The 17,122-nt window shown below is 49.9% G+C and carries 17 protein-coding genes and 1 pseudogene; 6 read left to right on the top strand and 12 right to left on the bottom strand.

All coding sequences use genetic code 11. The annotated features are described in order from the left end of the window. Positions 1-40 precede the first annotated feature (40 nt). The 12 genes and pseudogenes from HPS54_RS07385 to HPS54_RS13195 all read right to left on the bottom strand — a co-directional run. On the bottom strand, positions 41-361 hold the full coding sequence (locus tag HPS54_RS07385) for a hypothetical protein (protein WP_010799827.1): 321 nt from the start codon (positions 359-361) through the stop codon (positions 41-43). A 6-nt stretch (positions 362-367) separates the two neighbouring features. Further along, a complete protein-coding gene (locus HPS54_RS07390; protein ID WP_100263221.1) occupies positions 368-835 on the bottom strand; it encodes a DUF3872 domain-containing protein in 468 nt (155 codons plus the stop codon). Between the two features lie 16 nt (positions 836-851). Continuing rightward, positions 852-1,742: a DNA cytosine methyltransferase gene (locus HPS54_RS07395; protein ID WP_172344810.1), complete on the bottom strand. Its 891-nt coding sequence runs from the start codon at positions 1,740-1,742 to the stop codon at positions 852-854. Between the two features lie 3 nt (positions 1,743-1,745). Further along, on the bottom strand, positions 1,746-2,327 hold the full coding sequence (locus HPS54_RS07400) for a conjugal transfer protein TraO (protein WP_172344811.1): 582 nt from the start codon (positions 2,325-2,327) through the stop codon (positions 1,746-1,748). Between the two features lie 3 nt (positions 2,328-2,330). Beyond that, positions 2,331-3,266 carry a conjugative transposon protein TraN gene (gene traN, locus HPS54_RS07405; RefSeq protein WP_172344812.1) on the bottom strand — a complete coding sequence of 312 codons (936 nt, stop codon included), beginning with the start codon at positions 3,264-3,266 and terminating at the stop codon, positions 2,331-2,333. A 33-nt stretch (positions 3,267-3,299) separates the two neighbouring features. Further along, the gene (traM, locus tag HPS54_RS07410; RefSeq protein WP_172344813.1) at positions 3,300-4,634 is read right to left on the bottom strand and encodes a conjugative transposon protein TraM; all 1,335 of its coding nucleotides are present in this window, start codon (positions 4,632-4,634) and stop codon (positions 3,300-3,302) included. Then, positions 4,612-4,899 carry a TraL conjugative transposon family protein gene (locus HPS54_RS07415; RefSeq protein ID WP_172344814.1) on the bottom strand — a complete coding sequence of 96 codons (288 nt, stop codon included), beginning with the start codon at positions 4,897-4,899 and terminating at the stop codon, positions 4,612-4,614. Before HPS54_RS07415 ends, traM begins: the two co-directional genes overlap by 23 nt. 4 nt (positions 4,900-4,903) lie before the next feature. Then, positions 4,904-5,527, bottom strand: coding sequence for a conjugative transposon protein TraK (gene traK, locus HPS54_RS07420; protein ID WP_004309966.1), 624 nt, complete (start codon positions 5,525-5,527; stop codon positions 4,904-4,906). A gap of 20 nt (positions 5,528-5,547) precedes the next feature. Further along, entirely contained in the window at positions 5,548-6,543 is a 996-nt protein-coding gene (gene traJ / locus HPS54_RS07425) for a conjugative transposon protein TraJ (RefSeq protein WP_004326113.1), read from the bottom strand. A 19-nt stretch (positions 6,544-6,562) separates the two neighbouring features. Beyond that, entirely contained in the window at positions 6,563-7,189 is a 627-nt protein-coding gene (locus HPS54_RS07430; protein ID WP_004325453.1) for a DUF4141 domain-containing protein, read from the bottom strand. A gap of 11 nt (positions 7,190-7,200) precedes the next feature. After that, positions 7,201-9,714: a TraG family conjugative transposon ATPase gene (locus HPS54_RS07435; RefSeq protein ID WP_172344815.1), complete on the bottom strand. Its 2,514-nt coding sequence runs from the start codon at positions 9,712-9,714 to the stop codon at positions 7,201-7,203. Then, a pseudogene (locus HPS54_RS13195) lies at positions 9,711-9,785 on the bottom strand (DUF4133 domain-containing protein); the annotation flags it as partial. The pseudogene HPS54_RS13195 and the gene HPS54_RS07435, both read right to left, overlap by 4 nt. A gap of 221 nt (positions 9,786-10,006) precedes the next feature. Between HPS54_RS13195 and HPS54_RS07445 the strand changes: the two are divergent. From HPS54_RS07445 to HPS54_RS07470, 6 genes are all read left to right on the top strand, one after another. After that, positions 10,007-11,305 (top strand): site-specific integrase, encoded by a 1,299-nt coding sequence (locus tag HPS54_RS07445; protein WP_172344816.1) that lies wholly within the window; start codon positions 10,007-10,009, stop codon positions 11,303-11,305. A 13-nt stretch (positions 11,306-11,318) separates the two neighbouring features. Next, positions 11,319-12,650: a site-specific integrase gene (locus HPS54_RS07450; protein ID WP_172344817.1), complete on the top strand. Its 1,332-nt coding sequence runs from the start codon at positions 11,319-11,321 to the stop codon at positions 12,648-12,650. 55 nt (positions 12,651-12,705) lie between these two features. Then, positions 12,706-13,854 carry a DUF6043 family protein gene (locus HPS54_RS07455; RefSeq protein ID WP_172344818.1) on the top strand — a complete coding sequence of 383 codons (1,149 nt, stop codon included), beginning with the start codon at positions 12,706-12,708 and terminating at the stop codon, positions 13,852-13,854. A 216-nt stretch (positions 13,855-14,070) separates the two neighbouring features. Beyond that, positions 14,071-14,424 carry a helix-turn-helix domain-containing protein gene (locus tag HPS54_RS07460; protein ID WP_014298420.1) on the top strand — a complete coding sequence of 118 codons (354 nt, stop codon included), beginning with the start codon at positions 14,071-14,073 and terminating at the stop codon, positions 14,422-14,424. After that, positions 14,417-15,844: a DUF3987 domain-containing protein gene (locus tag HPS54_RS07465; RefSeq protein WP_172344819.1), complete on the top strand. Its 1,428-nt coding sequence runs from the start codon at positions 14,417-14,419 to the stop codon at positions 15,842-15,844. Before HPS54_RS07460 ends, HPS54_RS07465 begins: the two co-directional genes overlap by 8 nt. A 133-nt stretch (positions 15,845-15,977) precedes the next feature. After that, complete coding sequence (locus tag HPS54_RS07470; protein ID WP_172344841.1) at positions 15,978-17,033, top strand: DUF6371 domain-containing protein; 1,056 nt, start codon at positions 15,978-15,980, stop codon at positions 17,031-17,033. Positions 17,034-17,122 lie beyond the last annotated feature (89 nt).

The raw sequence follows: 17,122 nt of genomic DNA on the forward strand, positions 1-17,122 counted from the left end.
TGCTTTTCACGTATATATGCAACCGATAAGGAAATAAAACCTATAAATCTTCATGTTGGAAGAATTTTACACCAAGTATGCACACGGTTTCTTCTTCCTCGATGTCGTATTTCCATGTTCGTTTATAGACAAGCATTTCCGTGTCGCAGTCGAACCATTCCATTACAGGCGCATCATCTTCTTCGTCCGCCCATTTGAAAACCTGATTGGACGGCGTTTTCCACAATTCAGCCCTGTCACGTGCGGAAATGCAGTCCTTATCCACGATAATGATGTCACCTACTGCCGGAACTGTATCTGTTTCCAACGTGGTTTCTATGTACCACGAGATACCTTTTATATCCAATTCTATTTTTACCATGTCATTTTATTGTTTAGGGGTCGTTATTGTTTCCGTTTCTTCCTTGCCGTTGTCATTATTGAACGATAGCGAAAGTTGCCGCACCTGTCCAAAGCTGTCAATCACATAAATGTCTATCGTCTGCTGGTCTGTCGATGCCGATGTGTAGTAGAGCCGGAACGTTTCTTTCTCCAGCGGGTAAAGGTCATTGGGCAGGAACACCGTACCGTTATCCATTTCCAGCTTCCCTTTGCCGTCCGGCTGGAAGTACCTGATTTGATAGGTAGTCGGCTGGTAATAGCCGCCACGCACCAGTCGGCAGCGTATTTCGGCGGTTTCCCCGACTTTCAGCCTTTTGGGTACTGGCATCGTTTCGATGCTGAACGGGTACGCCTGCTGAATATCCAAGTTGTCATTACAGGCGGTGACAAGCACGAGGGCGGCCACGATGTAGCAACCCATGATGATTTTATACATTACATTCTTCATATACATTATTATATAAGGGTTATCAAAATAAAGTAGTCGTTTGCCTAATCCGGGCGGCAACTTCCCTGACAACAGGAACACTGACCGCATTTCCGAGTAAGGCATAACGGTGTATCTTCGCTATCTCTTTTTTCTCTCCGTCATATATCCCGTATCGGGTATAGTTGTCGGGAAAGCCTTGCAGCCTTTCGCACTCTACTTCGGTCAGCATCCGCACGTGCTTCAGTTGTTCGGGTGTAGGCGTTCCGTTGTACGCTTCACCCGACTTCAGGCACAGCACATAGTTCCCGATGTTAGGTTGCCTGCCGTAGTTCCTTGTTATCGTACCACTTGGACGAGCAGCGGGTTCATCACCCCCGACCTTACCATGCACTCCGCCCGGCGTAGGGAGAGGAAATAGGTCTGCGGTACATCTGTCTGCAACACGTCCGACAAGGTACATCCGCTCCCGGTTTTGGGGTAGAAACCATGCCGTATTACACAGTTGCCATTCAAGTCTATAACCGCCAATGTCGGCAAACGCTTTGACAATGCCCCAAAAATCCGGGCGATGTCTTGCGAAGAATATCCCCTTAACATTCTCCCAGATAAAAACGTCAGGTCTGAAACGCCTAACGGCTTCGACTGCATATCTGACAAGGTGGCTTTCTCCCCCTTGCAGTCCCTTTCCGTCCCCGATTGCGCTAAAATTTTGGCAAGGGCTTCCGAAAGTGACAATGTGGGGACGTTCGATGCCGACTTCCCCGATGTTTGTAACCGTTCCGATGTGTTCCGCATAAGGAAAATTGTATTTGAAGTTAGCGATTGCGTGTTTGTCTATCTCTGAAAAATATACCTTGTCGAAAGTATATCCGGCGGTTTCCAGCCCTTTGCTGAAACCGCCGATACCTGAAAATAATTCAAGCAGTACCATAGGCTAATTGATAATGAATTTCAGTCCCACAGATACCTGCGAGTGGAACTTGCCTATGTCCGAGCCGAACAACGCCCGTTCCCTTGCGTTCAGTAGCAGAGCCACCCGGTCGGTCAGGTAGGCTTCCAGTTCCAGCGTTAAAGCCCCGCCGTACACAAAACAGTCCTTATCCAGCAAGGTAGAGCCGTCCGGCAAGAGCTTTTCGCTTCGGTTGCTTGTTTCATACCCGGCGAGTGCCGACAGTCCCAGCGACAGGAAAAAGGTCTTTCGTCTGTCCGATAGGAATTTCAGGTAATAGCCGCCCTCTGCGGTGAACTGTTCGACTGGTATTCTCATATCCTTGTAGTCATACTTTTTGTGCAGGTACTCCCCGCCAATCACCCAGCGGTTGGCGTTCTTGGTGTAAACGCTGTACGCCGCCCCGATATGGTAGGCGAAATCACTGCCAGCGTTCCAATGCACCCCGTCCGCCATGCCCGCTGTGACCTGCAAGCCTTTCATTCCCGGCAGGTATCTTTGTGCGTGTGCCTGAAACGAGGTCAGGCACAGCGCAAAGAGCATCATTATAAAGATGTGTTTCTTCATTCCCTATTTGATTTTGAGTTCGTTAATCACTTCTGCGTTCACGATGTCGGCGTTCTCCACCCGTATGGTCTGATGCCGCCCGCCGTTCTTCTCGTAGAGTTCCACCACCAGCAGTTTATCGTCAGGAATGGTGAACTTCGGCAGGGCGTACACCGTGCGCACGGTCGATTTCCCGGCAATCTCTATCACCTCATTGTAGCTGCGTACCGCATCCAGCACCGTTTCCTGAATAGCCGTGCGCTTGGGTACTTTCTTATCGACTATCTTAAACTTGATGAAGTCGGTATCGAAAGGCACGTTGGAACTGTTCTTTGTCTGCGTATGCACGTAGAGCATCCCGTTATAGGTGTAAATCCCCTTGATTAAGAACTGGATGCCGAAACGCTTGCTACCCAAGTGGCGCACTTTCCGGTCATTGTTCTTGTAGATGCTCTGCATTATCAGCTTCACCAGCAGCGGGCTTTCATTACCTAATTCCCGGAAATAGATGTTCATGCGGGTATGCGAAAAATCGGACGTATCTTCATTCTCCAAGAAGTCTTTCATTTCGATGTTGAGCATTTCCGGCTCACGGGCGTACTTGGCGTTGAATGAAAAGAAACTCCCGTCCTCGCAGATAACGGAGAAGTTCGTTTCGCCCGGAAAGCCCTCTGTCGTGGCTTTCACCCGGATAACGTTCTCCGCACCGTCCGCCTTGCCCGCTATGATGTGGTTGCTTCCCAAATCCACGTAGCGGACGGCGGCGGGGAAGATGATATGCACCGTCTTGGCAAAGGTCACTTCCACGCCGTAGGGCGTTACCATTTGGCGGTACGGGAGTTTCCGGGTGATACCCCGGTACAAGTCGTTGCCAGCCGCATACTTCACGGTGTCGGTTTCCTGTGCGTTTGCCGCACACACGCCCAGCAAGAGGGCGAAAAATACAAAAATCTGTTTCATCGTTAATTAAAATTTTAGTGGTTGATAAAATGGTTATTGTTGTTTGGCATACAGCATGACTTTATAGCCTGCTTTCAGCTTCACTTTCACGGTTCGGAACTTCTTGGCGAGGTAGCCGGACGTTCCTTGCAGCAAGCCCCTTGTCACGTCCATTGCCACCTGCTGCCCGGCACTCCGTGCAAAGGAAATACTTGTACCCAGCCCGCTGCCGATATTCGCCATAGCTTCGTTGAACGCTTCCTGCTCCATTGAGGACGGAACAGACAGCCCTTTTTGTCCGTCCGTGTCGAACACGGCGAGTTCCACCGGGATGATGTTGCCCGCATACTCAATCGAGGACACCAGTATGTCGAGCCGTTCGCCCTGCACCTTTGCCGTCCCCGCCACAAGGGTATTCTTCGGCACGACTATGTTCCCGGCTTGCACGGGTTCAAGCAGCCGGAGTTTCACCGCCTGCCCGTCCGTCAGGGTTTGGTCTTGGTGGATGCAGGCGGCTATCGTGTTCCTGCCGATAGCGTAGCTCGTGCCTACCGCCGTGTTGAAGCCGTAGTTTCGTGGCTGACTATAAGCCCGGATGAAGTCGGCATCGCTCACGGGTTGCTGCAATCCCGACACGGTCGTTTCCCGGATAGCCTTCACCGGGATAGCCGGAGTGCCGATACCGCCGCCGTTCTGCCCGGCTGTCGGTATTTGGGCAATCTGCCCCCTTTGTCCGTCCTGCCCGTTCATGTATTTTGCCGCCAGTTCGTAGGACTTTTCCAAGAGTGCCATTTGGTCGTCAGCCGTAGGCGTGGCGTTCTGCTGTTGTTGCAGTCTGTCGGTCAGTTCCGCCACCTGCCGCTTCAAGTCCTCTTTTTCCTCGTCCACAGCCGGGGTTTCGTAGAACGTGCTTAACTGGCGGTTGATGTCCCGGTAAGCGTTTGCCGAATAAGAAGCACCGCCGCCCCTTTGGGGCTGCACATCTTCTTCCGGCATCAGGTCGATTTCCGCTTGCGGTTCTTCCGTTTCATCGTCCCCCGTGAAACCGAAGTCCTGCAAGGATTGTATCTTGTCCTGCTGTTTGCGGTTCAGCATCGCCTGCTCGTATGCCTTTTGCTTATCGGCTATAATCCCGTCCTCTGCGGGCAGGGGTATGTCGGCATTGAAGCCGCCCACGCTCTCCATATTCACGTCCTCTTTGCCGGAGGGGGCGAATATCAGGTACATGCACCCGGCAAAGGCAAGGAACATCAGCGGGAAGACTATCATTTTCCTGCGCTGCTGTACCTGTTGGGGTGTCAGTTCCCGTTTGGGCTTCTTTTCCTTTTCAGGCTTCCCGTCCGTCTGTGGTACGGTCGTGCCGTTCTCATTCTTCTGTACTTCTTCCATATTCCGGTCTGTTTAAGGGGTTGATACTGTTGATTGTGTCATTGCCTTGCAATGGCAGTTGTTTGATATGTTCTATTTGCAGCCGCCTGCCGTCCCGTTTCCCGATATTGTAGATTGATGAAACGGTGATGTAGATAGACAAGCCGCCGAAAAAGAAGAACATCAGGAGGATAACCGCCAGCCTTTTGCCCGGCGTAATCCGTCCGCACATTCGGCGCAGGCAGTCGTCCGCCCAGTACTGCACCTTTTCGATGTAATTCTCCATAAGGCTACCTCTTAACGGTTTGCAAATCCTTGTTTTCGGTAATGGTGAACGCTTCGATGATGAAGCCGTGCGGGTTGTTGTCGCTCCGTGTGGCGTTGAGCAGGCGGCACGAAGTCACAAGGCTTCGTACCGTCAGGCTGCTTTCCCGGACAATCAACTGGCGGGCATACGTGTTCACCTTGTAGGGGTACTGGTCGAAGTCGCACTTCACGCTGTCAATCTCCACCGTCTGCGTGACGTTTCCGGAAATCACCCGGTTGTAGTACCCCTTTTCCGCCAAGTCCTTGTAATAGTTGAAAGCGGTCTTGTCGGCAAGGAACAGCGAGCGTTTGATGTTGCTTTCGATAGCCCCCTTGTCGGGCGAGAGCGTGAAGAAAAGCTCGTGGAAACGCCGCACGTGCGATTTGGCTTCCACGGGTCTGTTCTGTGCCATATCCTGCGAGAGTGCCAGCATCAGGCTTTTGCCGTTGTCGAGGACGTATATCTTCTGCCGCTGCTTTTCGGCGAAGCTGTACGAGTTCCACACGGCAAAGCCCGTCACCAGTGCGCACAGGCAGATGAATACCAGCGCGAAGAGCCGGATTTGCCGGAAACTCGTTTCGATGTTCGTTAATGATTTAAATTCCATATACTAAATTTTGATGTTGGTTATTTGAGTAGTTTCCCGGTTACTTTCCCGCTTGCCGCACCGACCGCAGCCCCGGCGATTGACCCCGCCCGTGCCACGTTGCGGTTATAGGCAGACGTGCCGCCAGCCGACACAATCCAGCTTGCCACCGTAGGAATGGTGAAGTAGCCCACGATACCTATAATCATAAAGATTACATACACGGTGCTGCTCCCGTCAGGAATGAAATTCGGGTCTGAAAGTTCCTGAATGTCCTTTTGGAGCATCAGCGTTTGTATGCGTGCCAGCACGCTGCTGAACAAGTCAGACACGGGCAACCACAGGTAAATGGAGATATAGCGTGAAATCCACTGGGTCAGCGTGCTTTGGAAACCGTCATAGACGGAAATTGCAAACGCCAGCGGACCCAGTATTGAAAGCACAATCAGGAAGAACGTGCGCAGCGTGTCTATAATCAGCCCCGCCGCCTGAAAGAGCATTTCCAACAGTTCCCTGAACCAGTCCCGGACGGACTTCTTGATATTGTAAGCCGCCCTGTCCATGTACATACCCGTCATAGTCACCATGTCGGAGGGCGACCAGCCCAGTTCTTCCAGTTGCCTGTCAAATTCCTCGTCCGATGCGAGGTAAGCCGTTTCGGGGCTTCGCATCAGGGCTTCATATTCCAGTCGGTCTTTTTGCGCCCGGTACTCGTTCATGTCGAAAGTCTGCGTTTCCATAAGCTGGTTGCACCCTTTCACCACAGGCGACAGCACCGTGTTGATAGTCCCCAGCACGAACGTGGGAAAAAACATGATACACAGCCCCAGCGCAAAGGGACGCAGGAGCGGGTACACGTCTATGGGTTCGGCACGTGCGAGCGACTGCCATACTTTGGCGGCTACATAGAACAGCGCACCCAGCCCGGCTATCCCTTTCGCTACCCCCGTCATGTTGCTGCACAAGGGCATCATTTCATCGTAAAGAACCCGCAACACTTGGTGCAGGTTGTCAAAATCCACTGCTGCTAATAACATAGGCATACCGATTTATATGTTACCAGTAGCGTTCATCCGCCGAGCCGTAGAGAGCCAGCACCCGGTCGGTGTCGTTCTTCTTCTTTGCCCGCAGGTAGGACACGGATATGTTCTTGCGGGTGTAGTAGTTCACGAGGTTGCGGTAATTCAATAGGCTTCGGTAGGCATTATCAATAATAGCCAACCGTTCGGCATCCGTCAGCGACATACCCGTGATGTTCACTACATTCTTCAAGTCCTGCAACACGTCCGAGCTTTCCGACATCAGTTTGGCATAGCCGAACGATATTGCGGATAGTTCGTCAGGCGTGAAATTCGGGTCTGCCAGCATACTTTGGAAGTTGCGCACGTAGATTTCGGATATTTCCGCCACCAGTTCAATGGACTTCTTCACCTTGACACCGCCCTTGACCACGTCATGCACCGCTTTGAGCGCATCGTAATATTTTTTACCCTGCTGGAAAATCTTCTGCGCTTCCATGAAGCCGTCCAGCGTGTTCTTGGCTGTGGTGGAAGTCTGCACTATCTGCTTGGTGGTGTTGATGATACCCTGTGCCAAGTTGCCGGGGTCTGACACCACCCACTGGGCGGATGCCTTGCCGATGAAGCAAAGGCATACCGCCATAAGGAGAATTGTTTTCTTCATGTTCCTGATTTTTAAGTTGTTGATGATTGGGGACTGCGTTTGCTTTCCGCAAGCCGCTTGATAGCCAGTTCAAGGTTGCCGCCCAGCTTCTCGGCGAGGGCGAACAGTTCCATTTTCTCGCTTTCCTCTGTCGTGAACGTGAAATATTCTTCCAACGAAACTTCCGTGGCATATACCGCCGACTGCGTGCCGCCCAGTGAGAAGAAAACTTCCTTGTACTTCCGTCCGGGATGGTTCGCCATGTTGATAGACAATATCTGCGAACGCTCCTTGTCGGTCAGTCCAAGCAGGTTTTGTATGCTGTCAAACTTGTTGAGATGTTTTCGCTGGTCTAACAAAATCTTGCAGTCCGAGTTATTGATGATACTCTCTTTCACTATGGGCGAGGAAATAATATCTTCCACTTCCTGCGTTACCACAATCGCTTCCCCGAAATACTTCCTGACGGTTTTGTACAGATATTTTATGTAGTCCGCCATGTTCGCCGATGCAATCGCTTTCCACGCTTCCTCGATTAGTATTAATTTCCTTATTCCCTTTAACTTGCGCATCTTGTTGATGAACGCTTCCATGATGATGATAGTCGTTATCGGGAATAAAATCTTGTGGTCTTTGATGTTATCCAATTCAAAGACAATGAAACGTTTATGCAGCAAATCCAGCTCCTTGTCGGAGTTCAGCAAATAGTCATACTCGCCACCCTTGTAATAGGGTTCAAGTACGTTCAGGAAGTTGTCTATGTCGAAATCCTTTTCCCTGACGTTCTTCTGTTCAAGCTGTCGGCGGTAATCATCCCGGACAAACTCGTAGAACGTGTTGAAGCAGGGCGTTACCGACCTGTCGCCCGTGATACGTTCGATATAGGCACTTACCGCATTGGACAACGCCACTTCTTCCGACCGCTTGGGGGCTTCATCGTCCCGCTTCCACAGGGTGAGTATAAGTGTTTTTATACTCTCTTTCTTTTCGATGTCAAATACCCCGTCCTCGACATAGAACGGGTTGAACGCTATCGGGTTCTCGTTGGTGTAGGTGAAATAAATCCCGTCCTCGCCGTGCGTGCGGTTGTGGATAAGCTGGGACAGTCCCAAGTAGCTGTTACCCGTATCGACCAGCAGCACGTGCGCCCCCTGCTCGTAATACTGGCGCACCATGTGGTTGGTGAAGAAAGACTTCCCGCTACCGCTCGGCCCAAGTATGAACTTGTTGCGGTTGGTGGTGATGCCTTTCTTCATGGGCAAATCCGATATGTCGATGTGCAGCGGGCGACCGCTCACCCTGTCCACCATTTTGATACCGAACGGGGAAAGCGAACTCTTGTAGTTCGTTTCTTCCACGAACAGGCAGAGAGCCTGCCCCAAGAACGTGTAGAAACTTTCCTCTGCCGGGAAGTCGGCTTCGTTGCCGGGTATACCCGCCCAAAAGAGCGTGGGCGTGTCGGTGGTGTTGTGGCGTGGCTTGCACTCCATTAGCGCAAGCTGGCTTCCCACATCGTTGCGTATGCGTTTGAGTTCGTCCCTGTCGTCACTCCATGCCATGACGTTGCAGTGGCAACGCACCGAGACAAGCCCCTTGCTGTGGGCTTCGTTCAGGTACTCGTCTATCCACTCCTTGTTCACTTGGTTGGCACGGGAGTAGCGGGAGAGCGATTGCATATTCCGGGCGGTCTGCTCGAAATTCTTCAGGTTTTCGGCGTGGTCGTCTATGAAGATGAACTGGTTATAGACGTGATTACACGACAACAGCACGCCCACAGGGGCGGCGAATGACAGTCGGCAGTCGCTTCTGTCGGTGGACAGTTTCTCAAATCGGCAGTCCGTCCCGACCTTTCCGGGCAAATCTTCCACGTCCGAGAGCGTGTGCAGGCACAGTATATCGTCCCCGATACGCATTTCTTCCGGGTACAGCCCGATGTCTTTCAGGCAAGTAGTGTCGGTTTGCGAGAGCGAGAAGTATTTCTCGATGATGCCCGCCTTTCCGTCCTGCCCGGTGATTTCCGATGCCGCCAGCCGGGTAAGCGTGACAAACCCGCTGTCGTTCATAATCCTTTCAAACTGCCCGACCGCTTCGATGAACTTTGCCGCCGCTTCCTTGTCGGCTATCTCCTGCGGGACAATCCTGCCCCGGCAGAGGGTGGAGAAGTCGCTCTGTCGGCGGCTTCTCTCCCTTGTCGTCTTTGTCAGGAACAGGTAGCAGTAATGGTTCAGGAACGGGCGTTCATTGAAATGCCGTTCAAAGGAGCGGCTTAAAAAACTAAGTTCGTCCCTTTCGGTGTCGGGCTGGTAGTTCTCCTTGATGAAGAAGTCCTGCTTGTGTACTATGGAGTAGTCGGGCAACACCTTGATTGCCTTGTACCATGCCGAATGTATGGCTTCGTACTCGGCACTGGTGACGGTGAACAGTTCGGGCAGTTCCACCCTGAAAGCCACCGTTATGTCCGCATCCTTTGAAATGATGCAGCCGTTCTCCACCGCCAAAAGTGGAAATTTTCGTTCCAGCGTGGTAGCCTTTAATGTATTCCTCATGTTCTTTCTTCCTTTCTTCTTTTGTAGTTGAACAGCCGGGGTATCGCCTTTCGGCTGATAATGAAGCGTGGAACTGCAATATATGTTTTAAAAAGAGGAAAAAGAAGTAAGAATTGAAAAGAAAAGCATAACAAAAGCAAATATAACCACTAATTTACAGCGCTTTATGTGGTATCAATTTCGGGATTGACTTCTTAATTTGTTTTAATCCGTTTCAAGTTTCTTCGGGATATATGGGAACATATACGGGAATTTATATACCTTTGCGATGTAAACCAAAAACGCATTGCCGATGAAAGTTTCCGTCTATCTGAAAAAGTGTTCCTCTACGACCTCGAACATCTGTTTCCGTGTCCGTGAGAAGAATGTTGATATAAAGGTGGTTTCGCCTCTTACAGTCCATGACAAGTACTGGGATGCAGATACCCTAAGTTATAAACGCACGACAGCCGTACCTGCCACCGACCAGAAACGCCTGCCCGAACAGATTGCCGCCATTATCGAGAAAGTGGAGAAGACCTTTTCGGACAAGGCGGACAGCAAATGGCTGAAGCAGGTTATCGAAGATGTGCTGTATCCTGCCCGTGCCTTCGAACGCAACCATCCGAACCTGCTCTACCGTGTTCATGAATATCTGGAGAAGTACGAAGGGGCTGATAGAACCAAAGAGCATATCATACGTTTCGAGCGCAAGATGTCCCGCTATCACGACTACCAACGTGAAATACTGGGCAATCGTGACTTCACGCTCTTTGTGGAGACTGTCACACTGGAACAGATGAACGGTTTCCGGGATTATGTCGCGAATGAGTACCTGCTGCGTCTGGAGCATCCTGAGTTCTATGTTCCCCGTATGCTTATCAACCACAAACCCAAGCCGCTTTCCAACACGACCGTCATCAACATCATGAACTTCTTCTGTACATTCCTGCACTGGTGCAAGAGGATGAAGTATTCCGACAACGAGGTGTATGCACTTTACGGCTGCAAGGAACCGACATACGGGGACCCGTTCTACCTTACTTCGGAGGAAAGGAATGTCCTGTACGATGCGGATTTGAGTGACAATCCTAAACTGGCGGTCATCCGGGATATATTCGTGTTCCACTGCTATATCGGCTGTCGCGTCGGAGACCTTTACCGGCTGACAAGGGAAAACATCAAGGACGGCTTTCTGGAATATATGCCACAGAAAACGAAAAAGTGTCAGGCAAAGACAGTCAGAGTCCCCTTGCACGAAAAGGCCTTGAAGATACTGGAACGCTATGATGTAAACGCGGACAGGCTGTTTCCTTTCAAGCCCATACATACCTATAATCTTGGCATACGAGAACTTTTGAAGTATTGTGGCATTGACCGTATGGTCACCATCCTTGACACGCACGGCTATAATACCGTACAAAAACCATTGTATGAAATCGCCAGCAGCCATACGGCACGCAAGACCTTTGTAGGCAACCTGTACAAACAGGTCCCCGATCCGAATCTGATCGCTTCCCTGTCGGGACACGTGGAAGGAAGCCGGGCGTTCAGGCGATACCGCACCATAGACGATGACATGAAGCGGAAACTGGTAGAAATGATAAACTAAGGAGGAAATATATATGAAAGTAACGGCATTCATCAGAAAGACATCGGCCAAGAACAATGTGACGGATCTGGCACGTGTCTATTTCCGTGTCCGGGATATTGGCGGAGTCGATATAAAAGCGGCAAGCGAGCTTTCCATCAGCCCCAATCACTGGAGCGCGGAGAAACAGGGTTACAAGCCACGTGTGGCTCTGGTATCGGAAGAGAAGCGGATGAACTTTGACAGGGACATCCAGCAAATCACCCACCTTATCACAAAGGAGTACCACCGTGGTGTGGACGGGAACTGGCTGAAAAGACTGATAGAGGAATACCACCATCCCGACATCAACGCAAGGGGCGGCAACAAAGCCGAAGAATACCATCTCGTCTATCAGATCAGACGGTATATCGCAGAAAACACTTTGGCGGACGACAGCTACAAGCACCATCTTGGCAATATAGACAAGATAAGCCGTTACGAGCGTTTCCAGCATGAAGTACTGCACCGTAGAGGCTTTAAGTTGTGTATTGACACGATTACCGCCGATGATTTGCGGGAGTTCAAGAGCTGGCTACAGGAGGAACATAATCTTGCCGGACAATATCCATTGTTCTATAAGGATGTGGAAAAGCAGAAATACGAGCAAATCCGCTCCGAGAACAGCATTACAGGCTATTTTTACCGGATAAGGACGGTTGTCAAGTGGTGCATCAAGCGCGGGCTGACAAGAAACAATCCGTTTGACCAGTACCAGATAGCCCAACCTATGTACGGCGACCCGTTTTATCTGACCCTCGAAGAGAGGGACAGGGTTTACTATGCCGACCTGAGCGGTCTGGGGGCCACCCATCCGGTCTATCGGGACATATTCATGTTCCAGTGCCTGATCGGTTGCCGCGTCAGCGACCTGAACAGACTGACCAAAGCCAATGTCGTGGACGGATGTGTGGAATATATTCCACAGAAGACCAAAATGGAACACACCAATACAGTCAGAGTTCCGCTCAACCAAAAGGCTTTGGACATACTGGAGAGATATAAGGACTTGGAAGACGCATTACTTCCCCGGTTCTCTCATTTCGGTTACAACAAGAAGATAAAGGAGATTCTCAAATATGTGGGCATAGACCGCATGGTGAGAGTCCTCGACTCGAAAACACGCGAGGATGTGGCACGGCCTCTATACGAGGTGGCAACCACCCATACGGCACGAAAGACTTTTATAGGCAACTTATATAAGCAGGTCAAAGACCCGAACCTGATCGCCTCCATGTCGGGGCATTCGGAAGGCAGCCGGGCTTTTGTACGATACCGCAAGATTGATGACGATATGAAAAAGGAACTGGTAAACCTATTGGATTGACCGTTTCCCTCTTTTCTAATATCCCCTTTTATACTTGCCAATAATATAATACACTATGAATATGGATGAACGAAAATTGACATACGACCAGTTCAAGGCGGATATCCTTCATTGGAAGAACACGCACAGAGAGGAATACAACCGTTTCGCGCGACTGATGACAAACGGGGACGAGAGGCAGTACCTTGACATCTGTAAGGCCATATTCAGACAACTGCCCAGAATCAAGACTGAATGGGAGTTATGTTGGGATGATGACAGTAAGGGGAATTTTGAGAATATAGACCTCATGTTCAAAGAGGATGCAGTACCCAAGCGAATAGTGGAGTTATACCATGAACAGAGGGAGGAGAGTAATCCTTTGCATGATACAGCTCCGGCCACATTATGGGACAGGATAAAATCCATTTTCAGCAGCAAGCCCGAAGAACCGCGCATTATCCTTTCAGCACCTCTTGTGTTGAGTTGGCTGTACTACGGAAAGAGTTTCGAGGCGATGGTCAGCATGGTCAGCAAACAGGCAGGGAGTCCGGAAGCAGACGAAGCGGACAGACAAAGCTGTTCTTTTGTTACCCGACAAATCATTAGCGTATCCATCAAAAGTGGTTTCCGTACCCGTGCCGACTGGGACGAATACTTCGCCATGAACGAAGCCATTAAAGAAAATCGCATCGGTGAATGGGCGTTGCAATCCGCAACAGCCGAAATGGAATCCGATACAGACAGGAACGTTGGTGGCGCGGAATCAACAGATTCCGGCATTGATGCAGTATCAAAGATACAGCGTACAGCCGGAAAGAAAAAGATACAGGAACGACCTCTTATAGATTATCTTAATTGCAAGAACAAAACGGAGGTCCTACAATGTCTCCGCAGTTTTGTTTCCATTAACAGGAGTGCCGTCCATCAGGCATTGCCGTACTATGTACTGAAAGAATTGCGACTGGTGGACGGTATGCATACCGCCAAAGAATACAGCGTTGGATTGACCCTGCAATTTCCGGATTTGCCGTCTTTGAAGAGCGAAAGTGCCATACGACAGGCCGTCGGATCCCTGAAAACGGCAAGGCACATAATCAAGGACGGGAAAGACCAGTCCGCACTACTTATAGAAAGTGACGAAAACCGGGAACTATTCCGGACATTGACAGAGGAAATCAGTGGCATTATCAGAACAGATGAAGAAACAGATATTGCAGAATAAGGTAAAATAAGGCTGTTTTATATTGTCATGCAGTCTTAAATTGTCATGACGATTTAAGACAAAGTATTATATATCAATTAGTTTTAATTCATACATACTTTTGCACCGTCAATCCTTTCCCCGAAGGTTGGCGGTGCTTCTCTTTTACAAGCCATCGGGAGTGAGGCATCAGGGAACTTTTACAGATGGTCGTGATAAATTTCAAAACTGACATTTATGATTACCATAGAAACTCTGGTCGAACAGGGAGCTAATGTAAAACTGGAAATTACTCCCTCGGACCTCAAGATGTTTGCCGAATCCATCGTACAGCGTACCATCCTGGCACAGCAGGAAGAGCAGAAGGCAGTAATGCAGCGTGAAGCGGAAGAAGTCTATCTCAACACGAAGCAAGTCCGGGAACTGCTGGACGTATGCGAAGGCACGCTCAACCTGTGGGCGAAGCGCGGCTACCTCGTGCCTGTCAAGGTAGGCAACAAGAACATGTATGCCAAGTCCGATGTACGCCGCGTGCAGACAGGGGGCAAGTCCGAAAGTGTAACATCCTATTGCAAGAGGAAAAATGGCTGACATGAAAAACAGCCGGCTTGAACTGTGCAACCGAATCCGCATGGAGGCGGAGCATACCGAAGACACAGGTTTTCCTTTGGACGCATTCCCTCAGGCCGTACAGTCCGTTATACTTGACATGACCAAATACGAGAACTACATGATTGAGTTCATTGCGACGTCCATGCTGTCGGCAGCATCGACAGCCTTGGGCGGTACTTACCGTATCCGCATCAAAAGCGACTGGCAGAGTAACAGCGCACTGTACATCATTCTGGTGGGCCGTCCCGGACTAGGCAAGACCCCACCGCTAGAAGCCGCATACCGTCCAATCCGTAAACATGACTATGCCCTTTTCAAGGCGTATGAGGCAGAAGTGGAAGCATGGAAAGCGGCAGGAGAAAACGGAAAGAAACCTGTTCTTCACCGTACTATCGTATCCGACTTCACACCCGAATCGCTTCTACAGACACATAACAGCAATCCTCGAAGCGTTGCCATTTTGGTGGATGAGATCATGGGCATGTTCAATTCCGCCAACCGCTACACGAACGGGCAGCTCATAGAGCAATTGCTGACCGCATGGAGTGGCGGAGCCTTGGATGTAATAAGGGTAAGCAATTCCACTCCTGTACATATAGAACGCCCGTGCATCAACATCATCGGAACTGCACAGACCAAACGTATTCACGAACTTCTCAAAAAAGGATTCGAGGAAAACGGACTGCTTGACCGTATCCTGTTCGTGCTTCCCAAATCCAGGGAAGTATCAAAATGGACAAACCGGGATGATGACGGAGAAAAGACCTCTTTGGCTGCAAAACGTTGGGAAAAGATACTGGACAAGGTGCTTGCTTTGGATTATGATACAGAAACGGAAGGAGACGGAATGGAAGAACACGCTGCCCATGTGCTTTCCATGAACAGTGAAGCCAAAGAGTATTTCTTCTCCTGGTGGAACGAAAAAGTGGAACGTATCAATCGGATAGAGGATGATGCCGACGTTGATAGCCGGGAGATGAAACATCCGTCTCATGTGGCACGGTTGGCTCTGATTATCCAAGTCCTGCGGTATGCTTCCGATGAAAGCCACCTGCAGTTTGTGGATCCGGTGTCGGTGAAAGCCGCTATCCGGCTGAATGACTATTTCGAGGATTCATACATACGCATCCGTTCCTTCGTGGCAGACAATACCTGTGAAGAGCCTCCCAAAGTATTGTTGTCGTTGTTACCCGATACCTTCGATACGAAAACGGCCATAGCGGTCGGTAAGGAACTGCAGAACATCAGCAAGCGCACGGTGATGAACTATCTCAGGGAGTTGTGTCACAGCAGGCTCTTGAAAAAGTCCAAAGCCGGGCATTACGAGAAAATGGTGTATGAATCCGGTAAATATTCCATAAACGAAAATGAACCATCAACCCAAAACTGCAATGAATGACCCCGCGTTGCAGCTTGCAGTTTCTTCAGTCTTGCAGTTGGGGGCTCTGAAAACGATGTTTTCCTGCAAAGCTGCAAGGACTGCAGACTGCAAATGGTCTTTCGGATTTGCAGTAATCAAAAACGAAAGCATTATGAGTGAGTACAGATTCCATCTTCAAAAATACAGACCGGGCAGTAAAACAGTTTGCCCAAAGTGCGGCAGAAAGTCCTGTTTTACCCGATATGTTGACGGGAATGCGCAAATTACATTCCCTAACCATGTGGGCAAATGTGATCATATCAACAGCTGTGGCTACCATTATACCCCGAAGAAGTATTTTCAGGATAATCCAACCATCAAAGAAACCATGATTGAACAAAACAACAGAAGCGACACCCCATCAAGAGCCGTCAAGCCAATAGCGAAGCCATTATCTAGTTCTGCACCACAGACTTCTTATCTTCCCTCTGATTGGGTTAGCCAGTCCATGCAGAAGTTTGACATCAACCCGTTATACCGATACCTAACCAAAGTGGCAGGCAAGGAGAAGACTGACAGGCTGTTCGATCTTTACAAGATCGGCACTTCCAAAATGTGGAATGGGGCAACCGTGTTCTGGCAGATTGACATCCACGGCAATGTACGTGCTGGCAAGATTATGGGGTACGACCCCGAAACCGGGCATCGGATTAAAGAACCGTTCAGTCAAGTCAGCTGGGTACATTCGGTAAAGAAAATTCATGACTTCCATATGAAGCAATGCCTGTTCGGTGAGCATATGCTGTCTGGCAACTCTGCCGAGCAATCCATAAAGACCATTGCCATTGTTGAAAGCGAGAAGACAGCCTTGATTGCCGCTCTCTTTATTCCCGATTTCATTTGGTTAGCCACCGGAGGAATGCACGGATGTTTCAACAGCAAAGCCATGCAGGTGTTGTGTGGGCGTGAGGTGATTTTGTTCCCCGACCTGAAAGCAACAGAGGAATGGAAACGTAAGACAGCGATGCTTCACTCCATTTGCAAGCGTGCCACTTGTTCCGACCTGTTGGAAACGATGGCTACCGATGAACAGCACGAAGCAGGGTTGGACATTGCAGATTTACTTCTGATGGAAGACACACCGCAAATGATTCTTGCAAGGATGGTGGAACGCAATCCTGCGTTGCAGTTGCTTATTGACGAATTGGATCTGGCACTGGCGGAGTAATCTGAAGGCTTGCTTATGGAGTTTACAGGAAAGTCCATAACGCAATAAGGACTTTTTGTCTGACAGCAATAAAGTCCAGTCTGAATCCG

This window comes from Xylanibacter caecicola (assembly GCF_013166515.1).
GTDB classification, from domain to species: domain Bacteria; phylum Bacteroidota; class Bacteroidia; order Bacteroidales; family Bacteroidaceae; genus Prevotella; species Prevotella caecicola.

Excerpts from the sequence above, each read along its gene's own strand:
- HPS54_RS07435 (WP_172344815.1), bottom strand. The coding sequence starts at position 9,714 with ATGAGGAATACATTAAAGGCTACCACGCTGGAACGAAAATTTCCACTT.
- traM (WP_172344813.1), bottom strand. The coding sequence starts at position 4,634 with ATGGAAGAAGTACAGAAGAATGAGAACGGCACGACCGTACCACAGACG.
- HPS54_RS07455 (WP_172344818.1), top strand. The coding sequence starts at position 12,706 with ATGAATATGGATGAACGAAAATTGACATACGACCAGTTCAAGGCGGAT.
- traK (WP_004309966.1), bottom strand. The coding sequence starts at position 5,527 with ATGGAATTTAAATCATTAACGAACATCGAAACGAGTTTCCGGCAAATC.
- HPS54_RS07445 (WP_172344816.1), top strand. The coding sequence starts at position 10,007 with ATGAAAGTTTCCGTCTATCTGAAAAAGTGTTCCTCTACGACCTCGAAC.
- HPS54_RS07395 (WP_172344810.1), bottom strand. The coding sequence starts at position 1,742 with ATGGTACTGCTTGAATTATTTTCAGGTATCGGCGGTTTCAGCAAAGGG.
- HPS54_RS07385 (WP_010799827.1), bottom strand. The coding sequence starts at position 361 with ATGGTAAAAATAGAATTGGATATAAAAGGTATCTCGTGGTACATAGAA.
- HPS54_RS07415 (WP_172344814.1), bottom strand. The coding sequence starts at position 4,899 with ATGGAGAATTACATCGAAAAGGTGCAGTACTGGGCGGACGACTGCCTG.
- HPS54_RS07400 (WP_172344811.1), bottom strand. The coding sequence starts at position 2,327 with ATGAAGAAACACATCTTTATAATGATGCTCTTTGCGCTGTGCCTGACC.
- HPS54_RS07450 (WP_172344817.1), top strand. The coding sequence starts at position 11,319 with ATGAAAGTAACGGCATTCATCAGAAAGACATCGGCCAAGAACAATGTG.
- HPS54_RS07390 (WP_100263221.1), bottom strand. The coding sequence starts at position 835 with ATGTATATGAAGAATGTAATGTATAAAATCATCATGGGTTGCTACATC.
- HPS54_RS07470 (WP_172344841.1), top strand. The coding sequence starts at position 15,978 with ATGAGTGAGTACAGATTCCATCTTCAAAAATACAGACCGGGCAGTAAA.
- traJ (WP_004326113.1), bottom strand. The coding sequence starts at position 6,543 with ATGTTATTAGCAGCAGTGGATTTTGACAACCTGCACCAAGTGTTGCGG.
- HPS54_RS07465 (WP_172344819.1), top strand. The coding sequence starts at position 14,417 with ATGGCTGACATGAAAAACAGCCGGCTTGAACTGTGCAACCGAATCCGC.
- traN (WP_172344812.1), bottom strand. The coding sequence starts at position 3,266 with ATGAAACAGATTTTTGTATTTTTCGCCCTCTTGCTGGGCGTGTGTGCG.
- HPS54_RS07430 (WP_004325453.1), bottom strand. The coding sequence starts at position 7,189 with ATGAAGAAAACAATTCTCCTTATGGCGGTATGCCTTTGCTTCATCGGC.
- HPS54_RS07460 (WP_014298420.1), top strand. The coding sequence starts at position 14,071 with ATGATTACCATAGAAACTCTGGTCGAACAGGGAGCTAATGTAAAACTG.